This is a genomic window from Paenibacillus campi, assembly GCF_034659835.1.
Lineage (GTDB): Bacteria > Bacillota > Bacilli > Paenibacillales > Paenibacillaceae > Saccharibacillus > Saccharibacillus campi.
The window spans coordinates 193841-208801 of sequence record NZ_JAXSQZ010000007.1; the positions used below are offsets into that span (position 1 = coordinate 193841).

12 protein-coding genes are annotated in these 14961 nt (G+C 44.8%); 10 read left to right on the forward strand and 2 right to left on the reverse strand.

Going from position 1 to position 14961, the window contains the following annotated elements; translation table 11 throughout:
- Window positions 1-510: 510 nt before the first annotated feature.
- The 7 genes from aguB to U1I11_RS16970 all read left to right on the forward strand — a co-directional run bounded on the left by aguB (window position 511) and on the right by U1I11_RS16970 (window position 9100).
- Window positions 511-1389, forward strand: a complete 879-nt coding sequence (gene aguB / locus U1I11_RS16940) for an N-carbamoylputrescine amidase (RefSeq protein WP_322907312.1) — start codon at window positions 511-513, stop codon at window positions 1387-1389.
- Between the two features lie 578 nt (window positions 1390-1967).
- Window positions 1968-2822, forward strand: coding sequence for an aldo/keto reductase (locus tag U1I11_RS16945; protein WP_322907313.1), 855 nt, complete (start codon window positions 1968-1970; stop codon window positions 2820-2822).
- Window positions 2823-3661: 839 nt separating this feature from the next.
- Window positions 3662-4162 carry an SRPBCC family protein gene (locus U1I11_RS16950; RefSeq protein ID WP_322907314.1) on the forward strand — a complete coding sequence of 167 codons (501 nt, stop codon included), beginning with the start codon at window positions 3662-3664 and terminating at the stop codon, window positions 4160-4162.
- Between the two features lie 44 nt (window positions 4163-4206).
- Window positions 4207-4668, forward strand: a complete 462-nt coding sequence (locus U1I11_RS16955) for an SRPBCC family protein (RefSeq protein WP_322907315.1) — start codon at window positions 4207-4209, stop codon at window positions 4666-4668.
- Window positions 4669-4805: 137 nt separating this feature from the next.
- On the forward strand, window positions 4806-4976 hold the full coding sequence (locus U1I11_RS16960; RefSeq protein ID WP_322907316.1) for a hypothetical protein: 171 nt from the start codon (window positions 4806-4808) through the stop codon (window positions 4974-4976).
- 469 nt (window positions 4977-5445) lie between these two features.
- Window positions 5446-8910 carry a PAS domain S-box protein gene (locus U1I11_RS16965; protein WP_322907317.1) on the forward strand — a complete coding sequence of 1155 codons (3465 nt, stop codon included), beginning with the start codon at window positions 5446-5448 and terminating at the stop codon, window positions 8908-8910.
- Window positions 8911-8923: 13 nt separating this feature from the next.
- Window positions 8924-9100 (forward strand): hypothetical protein, encoded by a 177-nt coding sequence (locus U1I11_RS16970; RefSeq protein ID WP_322907318.1) that lies wholly within the window; start codon window positions 8924-8926, stop codon window positions 9098-9100.
- 643 nt (window positions 9101-9743) lie between these two features.
- On the opposite strand, the gene U1I11_RS16975 is transcribed toward U1I11_RS16970, so the two are convergent.
- Window positions 9744-11339: a methyl-accepting chemotaxis protein gene (locus U1I11_RS16975; RefSeq protein WP_322907319.1), complete on the reverse strand. Its 1596-nt coding sequence runs from the start codon at window positions 11337-11339 to the stop codon at window positions 9744-9746.
- A 474-nt stretch (window positions 11340-11813) separates the two neighbouring features.
- Between U1I11_RS16975 and U1I11_RS16980 the strand changes: the two genes are divergently transcribed.
- Window positions 11814-12095 (forward strand): GNAT family N-acetyltransferase, encoded by a 282-nt coding sequence (locus U1I11_RS16980; RefSeq protein ID WP_322907375.1) that lies wholly within the window; start codon window positions 11814-11816, stop codon window positions 12093-12095.
- Between the two features lie 131 nt (window positions 12096-12226).
- A complete protein-coding gene (locus U1I11_RS16985; RefSeq protein ID WP_322907320.1) occupies window positions 12227-12793 on the forward strand; it encodes a DUF420 domain-containing protein in 567 nt (188 codons plus the stop codon).
- 276 nt (window positions 12794-13069) lie between these two features.
- On the opposite strand, the gene U1I11_RS16990 is transcribed toward U1I11_RS16985, so the two are convergent.
- Window positions 13070-13372 (reverse strand): restriction endonuclease subunit S domain-containing protein, encoded by a 303-nt coding sequence (locus U1I11_RS16990; protein WP_322907321.1) that lies wholly within the window; start codon window positions 13370-13372, stop codon window positions 13070-13072.
- Between the two features lie 599 nt (window positions 13373-13971).
- On the opposite strand from U1I11_RS16990, the gene U1I11_RS16995 reads away from it, so the two are divergent.
- Window positions 13972-14769, forward strand: a complete 798-nt coding sequence (locus U1I11_RS16995; RefSeq protein ID WP_322907322.1) for a formate/nitrite transporter family protein — start codon at window positions 13972-13974, stop codon at window positions 14767-14769.
- The last annotated feature ends 192 nt before the right edge of the window (window positions 14770-14961 follow it).

Here is a 14961-nt window from a genome sequence, read left to right on the forward strand (position 1 = left end):
ATATTTAATGTGATCACGCTTTGATGCGGTATTTTCAAATCGCCAACCTTGTTATCGTATCGGTCGAACGGATGAAGTTTAAAGTAAAATAAGTCGTATTATAGCTTAATCTAACACGAATTAATGGCATTAAAAGATATATAAAGCAGTTTGAAGATACATCCTACCAGGATTGAAAATAAAGGTCTATACGCAGTTTGGCGAAAAGCGACGACTTCTATACGTTCATACGTCTGTCTTGTGCTATGCTATTCACTTCATAGCAGTCGGAGACGATATACATTCATAGTAGCTTGTTCATCGTTGCTCAGTCTGCCACAATAGAGAAGGCGCAACGATTGAATGGCTCTATTTTGGCGTGTATAGCAATGGAATACATGGTATATTGGACGTATAGATGTGCAAAAAAGCTGCTATTTTATCTAATGAAGCGAACGTTGTGCTCGGATGAAGACAATCCAATACCGGCACCGGTGCTGTCATTTATACAGGAAGGATGAATTAGACGAAATGAGAAACGTAAAAGTGGCAGCTACCCAAATGAGCTGCTCTTGGGATATTGAAGATAACATCCGTAAAGCGGATAAACTTGTACGTGAAGCTGCGGCACAAGGCGCGCAGATTATTTTGCTGCAAGAGCTGTTCGAAACACCTTATTTCTGCCAAAAGGAAAAGGCGGAATATTATCAGTACGCAACCGAGCTGGAACAAAACAAAGCGATTCACCATTTCCGCCAAGTCGCAAAAGAATTGCAAGTCGTGCTGCCGATCAGTTTTTATGAGAAAAAGAACTATGCACGCTACAACTCGCTTGCTGTCATCGACGCAGACGGCGAAGTGCTGGGCAAATACCGTAAAAGTCATATTCCGGATGGGCCGGGCTATGAAGAAAAGTTTTATTTTAATCCAGGCGATACCGGCTTCCAGGTGTGGAATACCCGTTATGCGAAGATCGGTGTCGGTATTTGTTGGGATCAATGGTATCCTGAAGCCGCACGCTGTATGGCGCTAATGGGTGCTGAGCTGCTGTTCTACCCAACTGCTATCGGTTCCGAACCGGAAGATGCAGGTATGGACTCCAAAGATCACTGGCAAGCGTGCATGCTCGGTCATGCCGGCGCTAACTTGATTCCGGTGATCGCTTCCAACCGTATTGGCAAAGAAGAAGACGAAGATTCCTCGATCAACTTCTACGGTTCTTCGTTTATCGCTGGCCCGCAAGGTAACAAACTACAAGAAGCCGACCGCAGCAGCGAAGGCGTCCTTGTCGCTGAGTTCGATCTGGATCAACTGGAATTACAGCGTCTAGACTGGGGCATCTTCCGCGACCGCCGCCCGGATTTGTACGGTATGATCGCAACGTATGATGGTGAGCGTCGGTTCAAGTGATAGGTTGCAGTGCTGATCAGATCAGTCATAGTTTGAGGTAATCAGTTTGAAATTCAACGTAGTGCACATTCATAACGTATCGTTTAGATAAGCGGTGTACACGATTGGTGTATAGAGGTTAACATGATGCATACGGCGAAGTTTTATAGTGTGTATGCATACGATAATAAACGATACAATGCAGAGCAGGCTCATTCTTTGTTAGAGAAGAATGGGTCTGTTTTTTGCTGTTAATGTGTGGTGGAGATTTCCTTTCGACAATGACGTTCAAGTAGCGTCTTTTTTTGTGTTGGATACATAAATAATGGGCTCCATTCTATTTATTAAGTATTTATTCCATTTCATTTATTCTTACTTCGTCATAGCGGTTAATGGGTAGTTAGAAATACACCAGGCTCATTTATAAAGTACTTGTTGATAAGCGCTGTAAATAATCGATCATAATGCGATTGTGTAGATCACCTTATAAGTAAAGATGCAAACTACATGCCAGTCATTCAATCATCTACTCCTAAATAATCAATATAGCGAAATAGCGAACAATCAACAATGTTAACACCTTGAAAGGAGAACACCAAATGCTACAGCAAACGGTTACACTACTAGACGGAACGGTGCTGCCTGCGATTGGGCAAGGTACATGGAATATGGGCGATGATCATTCCCGCCGAGCCGCAGAAATTGCAGCGCTGCAAGCGGGAATCGAACAAGGTATGACATTAATCGATACGGCGGAAATGTATGGTGAAGGACGATCGGAAGAACTGGTCGGTGCAGCGATTCGCGGGCGCAGAGACGATGTGTTCCTCGTATCCAAAGTATATCCGCATAACGCCGGAGGCGAACGGCTAGTCAACAGCTGTGAGCAAAGTTTGAAACGACTCGGTACAGAGCAAATTGATCTGTACTTGTTGCACTGGCGCGGTCGCATTCCGCTACAGGAGACGGTCGAAGGTATGCAGCGTCTCGTAGCTGACGGCAAAATACGCCGTTGGGGTGTATCCAATTTGGACGTTCATGATATGGATGAACTACTGCGTATTCATGGCGCTGAACAGTGTGCAGTTAACCAAGTGTTATACCACCTCGGCTCGCGTGGAATCGAATACGATCTGCTGCCGTGGCAACAGCAGCAGCATATGCCGGTGATGGCTTATTCGCCACTGGCACAAGCAGGCTCACTGCGCCGTGAATTGATCGAGCATCCGGTCGTACAGCAGATTGCTGACGAACAGCAAGCCGAGCCGTTTCAAATTATGCTGTCATGGTGTATCCGCAGCGGCTCTGTCATCGCGATCCCAAAAGCATCCAGCATCGATCATGCCCGCAGCAATGCGCAAGCAGCAGCCATCCGGCTTAATGAGCAGCAATTACAGCGACTGGATCAGGCATTTCCGCCCCCACAGCATAAAGTTCCACTCGATATCGTCTAAAGTTAGGACTGATCTGAATTTGTTAGTTAGCGATCGATAATGCGATACATCCATTAGAAACAAGATTGAAAGAAACAAGATTAAAAGAAGCAAGATTGAAGAAAACTAGCAGCGCTTGCGTTCAACCTGTTTGCGATCCGATCGAGCCGATTCGTTGTGGTTAGACAGTTACACAAACGCATGCTTCGTTCGAGTCGAGCCAGATTCAGACCTAAATAAAGTTGCGTATAGTAAAAGCCAATCGGATTTCGTGTAATGTAACAGCTTCATCATTTGTATAAATTAAAGTCAAATGACTACTACATTAACGAATTAAAACGGACTAAAGCTTTCGCTTTAATTTCTCACGTCTATTTTTACAATAAAAAATTGAAGTTTATATAAACTGCTACCCTCAACATATGGCTTACACGCAAACTCGTATGCTGCGAGCAGCACTTCACTGCGGGAAGGAAATAAGGGGAAAGGACGACTTCAGTGTTTATGATTTTCAAACACGGGGTGCAATGAAAAAAGGTTTTTGCGCAGCAAAATACCGTACTTCTTCAGTGTTTACGAACTTCAAACACGAGGTGCAATGAAAAAAGGTTTTTGCGCAGCAAAATACCGTACTTCTTCAGTGTTTACGAACTTCAAACACGGGGTGCAATGAAAAAAGGTTTTTGCGCAGCAAAATACCATACTTTTTTGAGACTAGCAATCTACATGTTATCCTCGTCCGTAGATTGCTAGTTGAGACGGGAGCTTGTCCCCTTCTTCCTTCCCGCAATGGTGCCTGCCCCAGCACGAGAATGTGCCTACATGCCAACCTACCAAACTATTAGAAAGGCGGAACCTACATGCAGCATCATTATCTATTCATTAGCAGCTGGACAATAAGCACTGCAAGCGATAGGTTATGGAAGATAGCGGATCAGATTGAAGCGATCGATTGCTGGGATAATGTTGTGTTTGACAAGGTGAAGCACGGACAGGGTGTCGATGGAATCGGCGATGTGTTTCGTTGCACATTTAAAACGAAAATGCTATTCCCGCTGTCGATCTATCTTACCGTGACCGACAAACGCAAGCCAGATCAGTTTACACTGGAAGTGGAAGGGCCGCTTGCGGGTACAGGCACCTGTTTTATGAAACAGTCACCAGATGGAGCACAGACCGAGCTGCGGTGTGAATGGAAAGTACGGCTGCACCATGCCGGTTTGCGATTGATGAATCCGCTGCTGCGTCCGGTATATACATGGAGTCATGATAAAGTAATGGATGAAGGCGTACACGGTGTTGCTGCGAGTCTGGGCGCAGAGGTTAGTGCACCGCATCATGAGACGATCGTTTATCGTTAGACCGCATGAATGCTAGTGATGATGCAAAGGATGGAGGATTTCATATGGGCAAGTACCGGTTTACGCACAGTTGGCGACTGCAAACAACGCCCCAGGCGGTCTGGGCACGCATTAGCGATTTTGAAGCGATTGAAGACTGGAAAGGTGTAACATTTCGCAAAATTGTTCATCATGGACATCCGCATGGGGTAGGCGATCATTACCGAATGCATATTCGTACCCGTTTTGGTTATCGTCTTGCCTTTCAGTTTAGCATCGTGGAGAAGCTGGAATGTGCGTTAATTCGGCTGGAAGCGACCGGTGATTTGCATGGGACAGGTATTTTTCGTTTGGAGCAATGCGGGGAATGGACGATACTGCATTATTACTGGGAAGTGCAGACGACCAAGCCGTGGATGAGATGGTGTGAGCCGTGGTTACGCCCGTTTTTTATTTGGAATCATAATCAGGTGATCTGCCGTGGCATTGAAGGGTTAAGTCAGCATTTAAAATTGCAAATGCCGTAATGAACATTTTGCTGGATGACGGTTTGTGATGATTGTTTATTTTTGGCGGTTACGGGTAATCTGTAAATAAGACACCATCATTACAAATAAGCAAAGCAATTCCATACTACTTACACATCAAGAGGAGGATGAACAACATGACAGGAAGAAAAGCGTTATGGACGACAATTGGACTGGGTGCTGTATATTTGATGCGTAACAAAGGTGCGCGTGATAAAGTGATGACACAGGTGCGCAACATCTCGAACTCACTGCGTCAGCGTAAAAGCGAGGCACCAGGTACAACGATGGATTCGACGCTGCGTTGATCGGCGCTCGCCCCATACGTAGCTCGACATTTGCGTAGTTAAACAGCGATGTACCCTAATAAGTAAGCCGTTTGTGCAGCGGATTCGATATTGTATCGGATTCGATCGAGTGTAACATCCGGCAAGCATCAAACACCGGACTGCAGCTAAGGCAGTTCGGTGTTTTTTTTATAACTATGCGGGTAGGAAAAGGGTAAGACTAGCAGTACGAAAACGCTACATATGTAGATTTTGAAGTAATCTCGTTACGCCCCTATTCGGTCTTTGATTTAACGGGTAATTGGCAGTATAACGAAGGTGGCATGCTAAGAACGAGGTATTTACTATATTGTGTTAACTGAAGGAAAACCTGTATTGGCAATTGATTTTTATTCACATTGTTGTGTTTATGGGATATACGTTTATGATCAAGTAAGGAATAGTGCTACTGCACATAAGGGCAAGTGGGTTGTAATTGGAGGGGAGTAAGATGATTAACCAATCAGGGCATGACCGTATAGTATATGAACATATTTATCGGACTGCCTCTGTCGGGATCGCCGTTATTGAGCCGAAGGAGGGAAGTTGGCTTAGCGTCAATCCGGCGCTTTGTCTGCTGCTCGGCTATGACGAACAACAATTAAAACGAATGGGAGATGCTGGGCTGAATGCACAGCAGGGGACAGCATCTTCTTCCTATATGACGATCGCCGGGCAGGCGCTGCATACACCTGGCGAACATTATTGTATGGAGCGCCGCTGGCGTCATGGCAAAGGTCATACGCTACGGATTGGCATGGAACTGTCGGTCATTCACGATGAGGATGGAGATGTCGCCTATTATATCGTGCAATGTCAACAACTTGACCTGCTGCATCTGCATGAAAACATACCGCATGCGGATCGGGAAATTTACCGTTTAATTACGGAAAATGCCAAAGACCTCGTATCGTATAGCAATGCGGATGGTATTTTGCAATATGTGTCAGAATCGTTTTACACGGTGCTCGGGTATCGACCGGAAGAAATGATCGGGCAAAGTCGGATGCTGTATTACCATCCCGAAGACGCTGAAACGATGATGAATAGCGGACAGGCATATTTGGATCAAGGGACGATTACGCGTCGGTTAAAGCACAAACAAGGGTATTATCTATGGTTTGAAATTTCATTTCAAGTTGTGCGTGATGAGTATGGTCGCATTAGCAAAGTGCTGGGCATCGGGCGTAATGCAAATGATCGGATCAAATATGAAGACAGTCTACGTGAGGTGCAGCGTGTCGCACGTATCGGTTCGTGGGACTGGGACCTTGCGTCCGGAACGATCAGTTCTAGCAAAGAAGCGCAGGAGCTATTCCCGTATCTATTTTGCGATCCGGCGCCAGCTATCGACTGTATAGCGAAGCTGATTCATCCGGCAGATATGGATGGTCTAGTCGCTGCGATCCGGTTATCGTTTGGCGAACAGCGGACAGGTGAGCACATTTTTCGCGTGGCATTGCCGGATGGGGAAGTGCGCTATTTGCAGTCGCATTGGAAAGTCGCTACCGATCATAGTGGTAACCCATTACAGGTCATCGGCATGACACAGGACATTACGTCTCGGATTGAAATGGAAGAACGGTTAAAAGAAAGCGAGCGCCAGTATCGCTTAATCTCGGAGCAATCGCTCGACTTTATTAGCCGTCTGTCAGTAGAGCAGTCGATCTATCTGTACTGCTCACCAGCCTGCCATACGATTCTCGGTTATCGTCCGGAAGAACTGACCGGCACATCGATTATGGATTATGTGCACCCTGACGATGTGGAAGCGATTCGGCGTTATATGACGATTCATAACGCGGATGAACAGCCTAAACCGGTCAGCTATCGTCACCGTCACCGTTCTGGTGGGTATATATGGCTGGAAGCGTCCGGGCGTTTTATCGGCAGTGGAGACGCTGGTGCAGAGCAGTTACTATCGATTGCACGCGATATTCAGGAGCGGCGCCAATCGGCACAACTTATTCAAGAAAGCGAGCAGCGTTATCGCTCACTGTTTGACTATAATCCGGCAAGTGTATTTTCATTTGATACGCAAGGGCGGTATACGACGATTAATGCGGAGATGGAAAATCTGGTCGGACGCAGTGAAGATGAGCTGATTGGACGGTCGTTTGAATGCTTTATTGCGCCGGAAAATGTATACGATACAGTCGAGCATTTCGAACGTGCTTTGCAAGGAGAACCGCAATCGTACGAATCACGTGTCGTCGTCGCCAATGGTGATACACGCGAAGTGAGTGTCGTTAATTTGCCGATTGTCGTAGATGAGCAGATTGTCGGTGTATACGGAATCGCCACCGACATTACGGAAATGAAGCGGCATCTGGAACAGATTGAAAAGCTGAGCAATGAATATACGCTCATCTTAAACTCTGTATCGGAAGGCATTTTCGGGCTGGATAATGAAGGGCGAACGACGTTTATTAATCCGGCAGCTACACGAATGCTAGGCTTTAGCACATCCGAGCTTGCCGGGCAGCCGCTGTTGGAAATGTTCCAGCTCACGCATGCCGATGGCAGCGCTTATTTGCCGCAGGATCATCCGATTGATCGCGCGCTGCGTGAAGGTAGCTCGTATGAGGAGCAAGAGGCGGTATTTTTGCGTAAAGACGGTTCCAGTTTTATGGTATCGTACCGGATTACGCCGATCTGGGATCGCGGCAAGCGTAAGGGCGCAGTCGTTGTATTTAACGATATTACGAATGAAAAGCAGATCATTCGTGCCAAAGAGCTTGCCGAACGTGCTGATCGCGCCAAGTCGGAGTTTCTGGCAATTATGAGCCACGAGATTAGAACGCCGATGAATGGCATTATCGGGATGACCGGGCTGCTTGCCGATACCGAACTGGATGAGGAGCAGCGCAGTTATATTGAGATTATTCGCGATAGCAGTGATGCACTGTTGCATATTTTGAACGAAATTCTTGATTTTAGCCGGATCGAAGCTGGTAAAATGCTATTGGAGCACGCTCCGATTCAGCTTTTGCCGCTGCTTGCCGGGGTGCTTGATCTGTTCACTTCACGTGCAGCCGAAAAAGGAATTGAATTAACATGTCATACGAGTGAACAGGTGCCACAGGCAGTTATTGGCGATGCATCGCGTTTGCGTCAAGTGTTAGTCAATCTGATCAGCAATGCGATCAAATTTACCGATAATGGCAGTGTGTCAGTAACGTTACGGCAGGCAGAACGCCGTGCGACGGAGTGTTTGTTGGAATTTGAGGTGAGTGATACCGGCATCGGCATTTCCAGCGATAAGCAAAGTTTGCTATTTCAGTCGTTTTCCCAGCTACATCCTTCGATCAACCGCAAATATGGCGGCACCGGGCTTGGACTTGCCATTTGCAAAAAGCTGATCGAACTGATGGGGGGGACGATTAGTGTCGATAGCGAGGAAGGCAAAGGGGCGACATTCCGGTTTCTGCTGCCGGTACATTATTTGCCAGATGAGTATACGAACGAAACAGAGCAATCCGAACGCAGAGACGAACCGTCCGCTGAAGGGCTGACCGATGGTAAATACGGGCCATTGCGCATTTTGATTGCCGAAGATCATCCGGTTAATCAAAAACTGCTACGTGAAATGCTGCGTAAGCTCGGCTATCGTGCTGACATTGCGCACAATGGGCAAGAAGCGACGATGATGGCGATGTCGCGTCCGTATGAACTTATATTCATGGATATCCAGATGCCTGAGATGGACGGGATTGAAGCGACGCGTAAGCTGCGCGAACGTCTACCAGAGCATGAGCAACCTGTCATTGTGGCAACGACCGCATTTGCACGCAGTACGGATCGCGATATGTGCCTTGATGCGGGCATGCAGGATTTTATTAGTAAACCGCTGCGATTGCAGGAAGTGGAACGAATTATTAAACAATGTGCGTGCCATCTTCATCCACTAGATTAAAAGGAGAATGAGTATGGCACGTAAACATAGTACGTTAACCAAGATGAATTGGAGTGTTGAAGCTGTTTTAAAATTGCATGGACCAGGACTTCAGTACACAATCAAAATTAACATTGAACTTGGTCGAGGTAGTAGTAGCTTGCCTGCTTTAAATAGTGATTTTAAATCTGCTCGCTGTCCTTATGTATAACGAGAATCTGTACACTATCAAACTATGCATTTACAGCGGTCGTCTAGGGCGTGTCTTCAAACTGCTTTACAGATCGTTCTACCGGTAATTTGCGTCAGAGTAAGCTGTACAGGGTCTTATTTCTGATCTTTGTGAACAATAAAATGATACGTAAGATCGTTTGAAGACACCATCTAGTGCTTTGACCAGCTTAAACATAATAGTGAATGGAAAAGCCTGTACGAATCAGATATCAATGCTGATTTGTACAGGCTTGTATAATGATCAACAACCGATGATACGTCCATCGAATACCGTACGTAAATGATGTCGTTTAATCCAGATGAGCTTACGTTACGGTATGTACAGCCGCATAGGGCTGATACTGTCGTGTGCTCTGTCCCATTTATACTCGGCATGTGTGTAACCGATTGGCGTATTTATAGTATACCGTATCGTTACTACTATTACTTTGCCTGCTTTCAATAGTGGCTTTGAATCCACTTTATGTCCTGATTTATAGCAGTAATCTACCCTGTTTTAAACGATATATTTAAAACGGTCATAGCACTACGCGTTCAGTCTGCTATGTTAGGTCGAGTAGGTATGATGCGATTGGCTACGTTCGATCGAACAGGCATGACTGTCTTCTTCAATGTACTCATTACACTCTAAAGCGAGAGACGGAATCGTTCAATTCTTCGGCAAGCTGGGCAAGCGAGTGCGAGGATGCTGCTGTTTCTTCTGCCGATGCCGCCGCTTGCTGGCTTGCCGCCGCGATATTTTCCACAGACAGCATCACTTGTCCTGCTTGAGCTGCTTCTTCTTCACATGCTGCCGCAATATCGTTCACTTTGAGCGCAGAATCGTTCACCATGCGCAAAATATTTTGGAATGCTTCACTCGTCTGATTAGATTGGGACGTACTTTGCTGCACAGAGCTGACACTGTCCTTCGTATTGCGCTGCATCGTTTTAATAATGCTGGCAATTTGTTTGGTGGCGTCCATACTGCGTTCAGCAAGCTTGCGCACTTCATCGGCAACGACGGCAAAACCTTTGCCTTGCTCACCTGCTCGTGCCGCTTCGATCGCCGCATTTAGCGCTAGCAGATTCGTCTGATCAGCAATATCATCGATCACATCGGTAATTTCGCCAATGCGCAGTGAATCTTGCTCCAGACGATGGATAGAGTCATTTACCGCCTGCATACTGATCATCGATTCGTTAATAATGCCACTTCCTTTTTGCGCCACTTCCATCGTATGGTTGGACAATTCAGCCGCTTCGCTTGCACTGCTTGCCACCGCATCGATCGCAGTCGACAGTTCGCGGAACAGTTCATTGATCGTTGTTGCCGATTCCGCTTGGTTCGTGCTGGCATTGGCGATTTCTTCGGTCGTTGCTGAAATTTCTTGTGAGGAAGCTGCTACACTTTGAGCCGATACGGTAATTTGCGAAATAAGTGTGCGCAGATTATCTGCCATGATGTTAATCGATTGGGATAGCTGTCCCACTTCGTCTCGGCGTGTAATATCGGATTGCCCACTCAAATCGCCATCGGCAAACCGTGCGATTAACGCGGACAATTTTTTGAGCGGTGTTGCAATGCTACGGGTGATGACCAATGCCAAAAATAAGCTAAATAAAATAACGATTCCAAGTATAATGAGTGTAGTTACGCGTGTAGACTGGTAGGAAGACATAGCATTGTCGTTCGCTTGTTTGGCGAGGTTGTTATTGATCGTAATGAGCTGATCGAGTTGATCGGAAGCGAGATCGCCCGCAGGCTTGAGCGTGTTGTCTTTGAACTGGATAAAGGCAGCCCTGCCTTCGGTACCCGGCACTTGGGCAAGACGAAGCGACTCCTTAAAAACGGTTAAGTATTGGGCATACGAGCTGTTAAATTTGGCAAGCTCCTGCTGCTCTGACGGGTCTTGTGCTAGCGGCGTATAAACGGCAAGGCTGTCGTTCATGTCTTTAATTAATGCGTCGATCTTTTCGAGGTAAGGTTTCTGTTCAGCCGTAGTCGGGCTCATATTCACATCGCGCAAATTTACCCGTAGCCGCTGATAATAAATTTGCATTTGCGACAACGTCTGGATTGAAGTGAGATTATTCGTATACACTTTGTTCGTTTGCTGACTGCTATAGTGAAGATTTTGCAGACTGTATAAACCAAAGGCAAGAAAGATCACAATCAGCACAGCGAAGGCAGACACAATCTTAGTTGCAGTTTTTAAATTCAAAAACCATTTCATAGCTTCATCCCCCAATTATTAGCAATAATATAATATATTTCGTCTGCTTTTCGTAAAAAGTAATAGTTTTGCAGATAAATTAGGGATATTTTTTATTTATTAACACTTTATAACAATTAAATTATTTACTTGATAAACAGATAAAGCGAGTCTATATGCTTTGCATAAAGGTGTATTACAGTGCATGATGTTTATGCACTGGGCGTTTGCAAAATGGATGCAACATCGGCAAGCAGAGCAGCGATTTCTATTTTTGTTCTGTACCGCAGCGGTGATTGACTTAATATGCCAAGTTTGTGTACACGCCTTAGGACAGAAGCAATTACATCTAAAGTTTGTATGTATATGTTGGCATCGTCACGCTGTTTCGATGCTTCTTATTGAGGGGATAAAGGAATAGATATACCTGTTTGAACATGTATTTGGCGCAAATATACCGCCTGATTGACTTTAATGAGCAAAGGAGTGAACATGATGCATAACATCGTGGAAAATGATAATGGATTAGCTGTACATGTAGATGGTGCACCAAAAGCGGAAATCGGTTTTAGTAATTATGATGAGCAATCGATCATTATCGATCATACTTTTGTGGCGGAAGAACTGCGTGGGCAAAAAGTGGGCGAGGAGCTAGTGAAACGTGTCGTCGCGATCGCACGTGAGCAAGGGAAAACAGTCGTACCAGCATGTTCGTATGCGTTAGCACAATTTAAACGTCATGAGGAATACCACGATATTTGGCGCAAAGACGCGTAATGGATCGAGCTGCTGCAAAAAGTTCAAACTGTTGTCACCAAAAGCTTGGTACGTGTCCAATATTTAAAATATAATGTACATTGAGGATACACCATATCCTGAGTCTGAATCGCAAGGATGGGAGAATACCTATGGGTAAAGGCACACAAACAGGCAATATGAAGCCGACAACAAATAAAAACTTTGCAGGGCTGATCATTACCGTATCGGTAATTGCCAATGTGATTATTTTGCTGCTATTTTTCGCACCAGGCATTGGTTACAAAGGTACACTGGATTTTGATATTACGATTTTGCCGCGTATGAATGCTATTTTCAATAGCTTTACGTTTATTTTTCTAGTAGCGGCATTGATTGCGATTATTAAAAAGAACATTAAGCTACATCGTGGATTTATTTTGGCGGCATTTTCGACGACATTGTTGTTTTTAGTTACGTATTTGTCGTTCCACTACTTGTCTCCGGAAACGGCACGTTATGGTGGCGAAGGCATTATTCGTCCGATTTATTTCTTTATTCTCATTACGCATAGCTTTTTGGCTGCGGTTGTCGTACCGCTGGCGCTATTTGCACTCGTATGGGGCTGGACGATGCAAATTAATAAACACAAAAAAATCGTCCGCTGGACGATGCCGATTTGGCTGTATGTTAGCTTCACCGGCGTAATCGTATATCTAATGATGGCACCGTATTATTAAGCTTAATGAGTAAGCATGAGTAAGCTCAATACATGAGCGCAATCAACATAAGCAAAAACCCGCAGCGAGTTAGCTGCGGGTTTTTCATAATGGTAGATGTTTAGTTTGATCGTTAAGCGGTTGTTATTCCTAGTGAAAAGAGAGTTGCAAAAGCGATCTATTTGATCTGCTACAGCCTGTGCAGGCAAAAGCAGTTGGCAGGGGAAGGGTCAAGCCGGATGAACTACACGAGACCATTAGAGCGTTTATGCTCGAATGAAGCGTTATGATTGCGATTTATTTAATGCCGTCTTTGTAGTTTTTAGTCCAGTTCTTGTCACCTACATGCGAAAAGTCTTCAACGGTTCTTTCGAGTGTTTCCAGCAGTTGTGCTTTGATTTCGGCAATCGTGTCACGATATACGCGTTCTTCGTTACCGTTAATTTTGTCGCCGTAGATTGCCATTGTTGCGTTGTATTGGCGATGTTTTTCTACCAGTTCATCGATCGATTGCAGTGCATGTTCAACGTAGCGGCTGATCGCTTGTTGTTCTTGTGGCAGTTGTTGGCGCAGTTGAATCAGTTTAGTTTGGTTTGTCATGATCATTCACCTCGTGTTTTGATTGTAAATTTACATTATCACATTTTCACACAATGTTCATTAAATTTAGCTTAAATATGTTAAATTTTTAATATGAACCAAAAGACTCTTGTGAAAATATGCTTGTGCAATCTATATATCATCAAGATCAAGGACAAAAGTCGCTCGATTCTTGTTTGTTGAAAATGATGTGTCTAATTTGTGACTTGTGCTCTATATATTATTTTTCGGTCGGGTCGTTTTTAAACTTTATAGCATTTAAGACTTTTGTCGGGAAATTTCGACAAATAGGTAATTTTTCCTATAAGAACAAAGTGGAACGATGCGAGTACTAGCAGAAGAAGTGATATGAAATGGATGTTAACAGATTTTATTTACCACATCTATTCATAAAAGAAACAGTAGCTAAGTTAATAGGTAGGAACCGAATAGGAAGCTTGCACGCTCTGTTGTCTGTGCGGATGATCACAAATGAGTCGTTTGAACGGCAGGGATTAGCGGCGAAAAAGCGAACAAGGACAAGCAGTAGTCTGCGTCCAGTTTGCCACGGGAAGACGCGAGCGACAGCAATCCAATACGGAACAAACGGAGGGGAACGCATGGAAGTCGATTCCTTACAACAGGTGGAAAAGCTGGCGCTGGAAAAAAGCAGAATTTATAACCAGAGCAAGCTGCGCTATATGTCTCGTTCGATGCTTGCTAGTATGTTTATCGGCTTTGGCGTCATTGTTGCATTCAAGACCGGCAATTTCTTTTATGCGGTCGAATCGCCGGCAGCTTATCCGATGGCGGCGCTCACATTTGGTGCGGCGATCATTTTGATCTCACTCGGTGGAGGTGATCTGTTTACCGGCAATACGTTTTATTATTCGTATGCAGCGCTCATTCGCAAGCTCAGGTGGACACAAGTCGTACGATTGTGGGTGACAAGCTATATCGGCAACATTATGGGGGCGTGTGCGTTTGCGCTGCTGATTTATTTGACCGGGTTATATGCCGATCATACGGTGAATGGATTTTTGCTCGGTGTGGTGGAGCATAAAATGCAAGCGCCGACGATGCAGCTCTTTTTTCGGGCAATTTTATGTAATTGGCTCGTCTGTTTGGCATTTTTTATTCCGATAGGGCTGAAAAATGAAGTTGCCAAGCTATTTTGTATGATGCTGTTTGTGTTTTGCTTTTTTATTTCCGGGTATGAGCACAGCATTGCCAATATGTGTACATTTGCGATTGCACTCGTTGTAGATCATCCGCAGACGATCCATTTTGCCGGTGTCATTCATAATTTGGTACCAGTTACGATCGGTAATCTGATCGGTGGTTCGGTGTTTATGGCGCTGATGTATTATTATGTGAATAAGCCGTTTATGAACGATTCGCAGCATGATCCGTCTTAACTCCATAAAAACGATAGCGAAGGCGCTGGAATATGCAATTCCATTGTTGTTGCTGGATGGTTTGTCTAACCGTTAATTGGAAATGGATTGAAATTTGTGTATTATAAGGACTTTATGCCTACTATTAAACAAATTTAACTAGTTATTTAGTTTCAATAATATCATACTTTGGGTACAATATGATAGGCAACA

What these genes read in the sequence shown, in the direction of transcription:
- aguB (WP_322907312.1), top strand. Translation starts at nt 511, where the DNA reads ATGAGAAACGTAAAAGTGGCAGCTACCCAAATGAGCTGCTCTTGGGAT.
- U1I11_RS16945 (WP_322907313.1), top strand. Translation starts at nt 1,968, where the DNA reads ATGCTACAGCAAACGGTTACACTACTAGACGGAACGGTGCTGCCTGCG.
- U1I11_RS16950 (WP_322907314.1), top strand. Translation starts at nt 3,662, where the DNA reads ATGCAGCATCATTATCTATTCATTAGCAGCTGGACAATAAGCACTGCA.
- U1I11_RS16955 (WP_322907315.1), top strand. Translation starts at nt 4,207, where the DNA reads ATGGGCAAGTACCGGTTTACGCACAGTTGGCGACTGCAAACAACGCCC.
- U1I11_RS16960 (WP_322907316.1), top strand. Translation starts at nt 4,806, where the DNA reads ATGACAGGAAGAAAAGCGTTATGGACGACAATTGGACTGGGTGCTGTA.
- U1I11_RS16965 (WP_322907317.1), top strand. Translation starts at nt 5,446, where the DNA reads ATGATTAACCAATCAGGGCATGACCGTATAGTATATGAACATATTTAT.
- U1I11_RS16970 (WP_322907318.1), top strand. Translation starts at nt 8,924, where the DNA reads ATGGCACGTAAACATAGTACGTTAACCAAGATGAATTGGAGTGTTGAA.
- U1I11_RS16975 (WP_322907319.1), bottom strand. Translation starts at nt 11,339, where the DNA reads ATGAAATGGTTTTTGAATTTAAAAACTGCAACTAAGATTGTGTCTGCC.
- U1I11_RS16980 (WP_322907375.1), top strand. Translation starts at nt 11,814, where the DNA reads ATGCATAACATCGTGGAAAATGATAATGGATTAGCTGTACATGTAGAT.
- U1I11_RS16985 (WP_322907320.1), top strand. Translation starts at nt 12,227, where the DNA reads ATGGGTAAAGGCACACAAACAGGCAATATGAAGCCGACAACAAATAAA.
- U1I11_RS16990 (WP_322907321.1), bottom strand. Translation starts at nt 13,372, where the DNA reads ATGACAAACCAAACTAAACTGATTCAACTGCGCCAACAACTGCCACAA.
- U1I11_RS16995 (WP_322907322.1), top strand. Translation starts at nt 13,972, where the DNA reads ATGGAAGTCGATTCCTTACAACAGGTGGAAAAGCTGGCGCTGGAAAAA.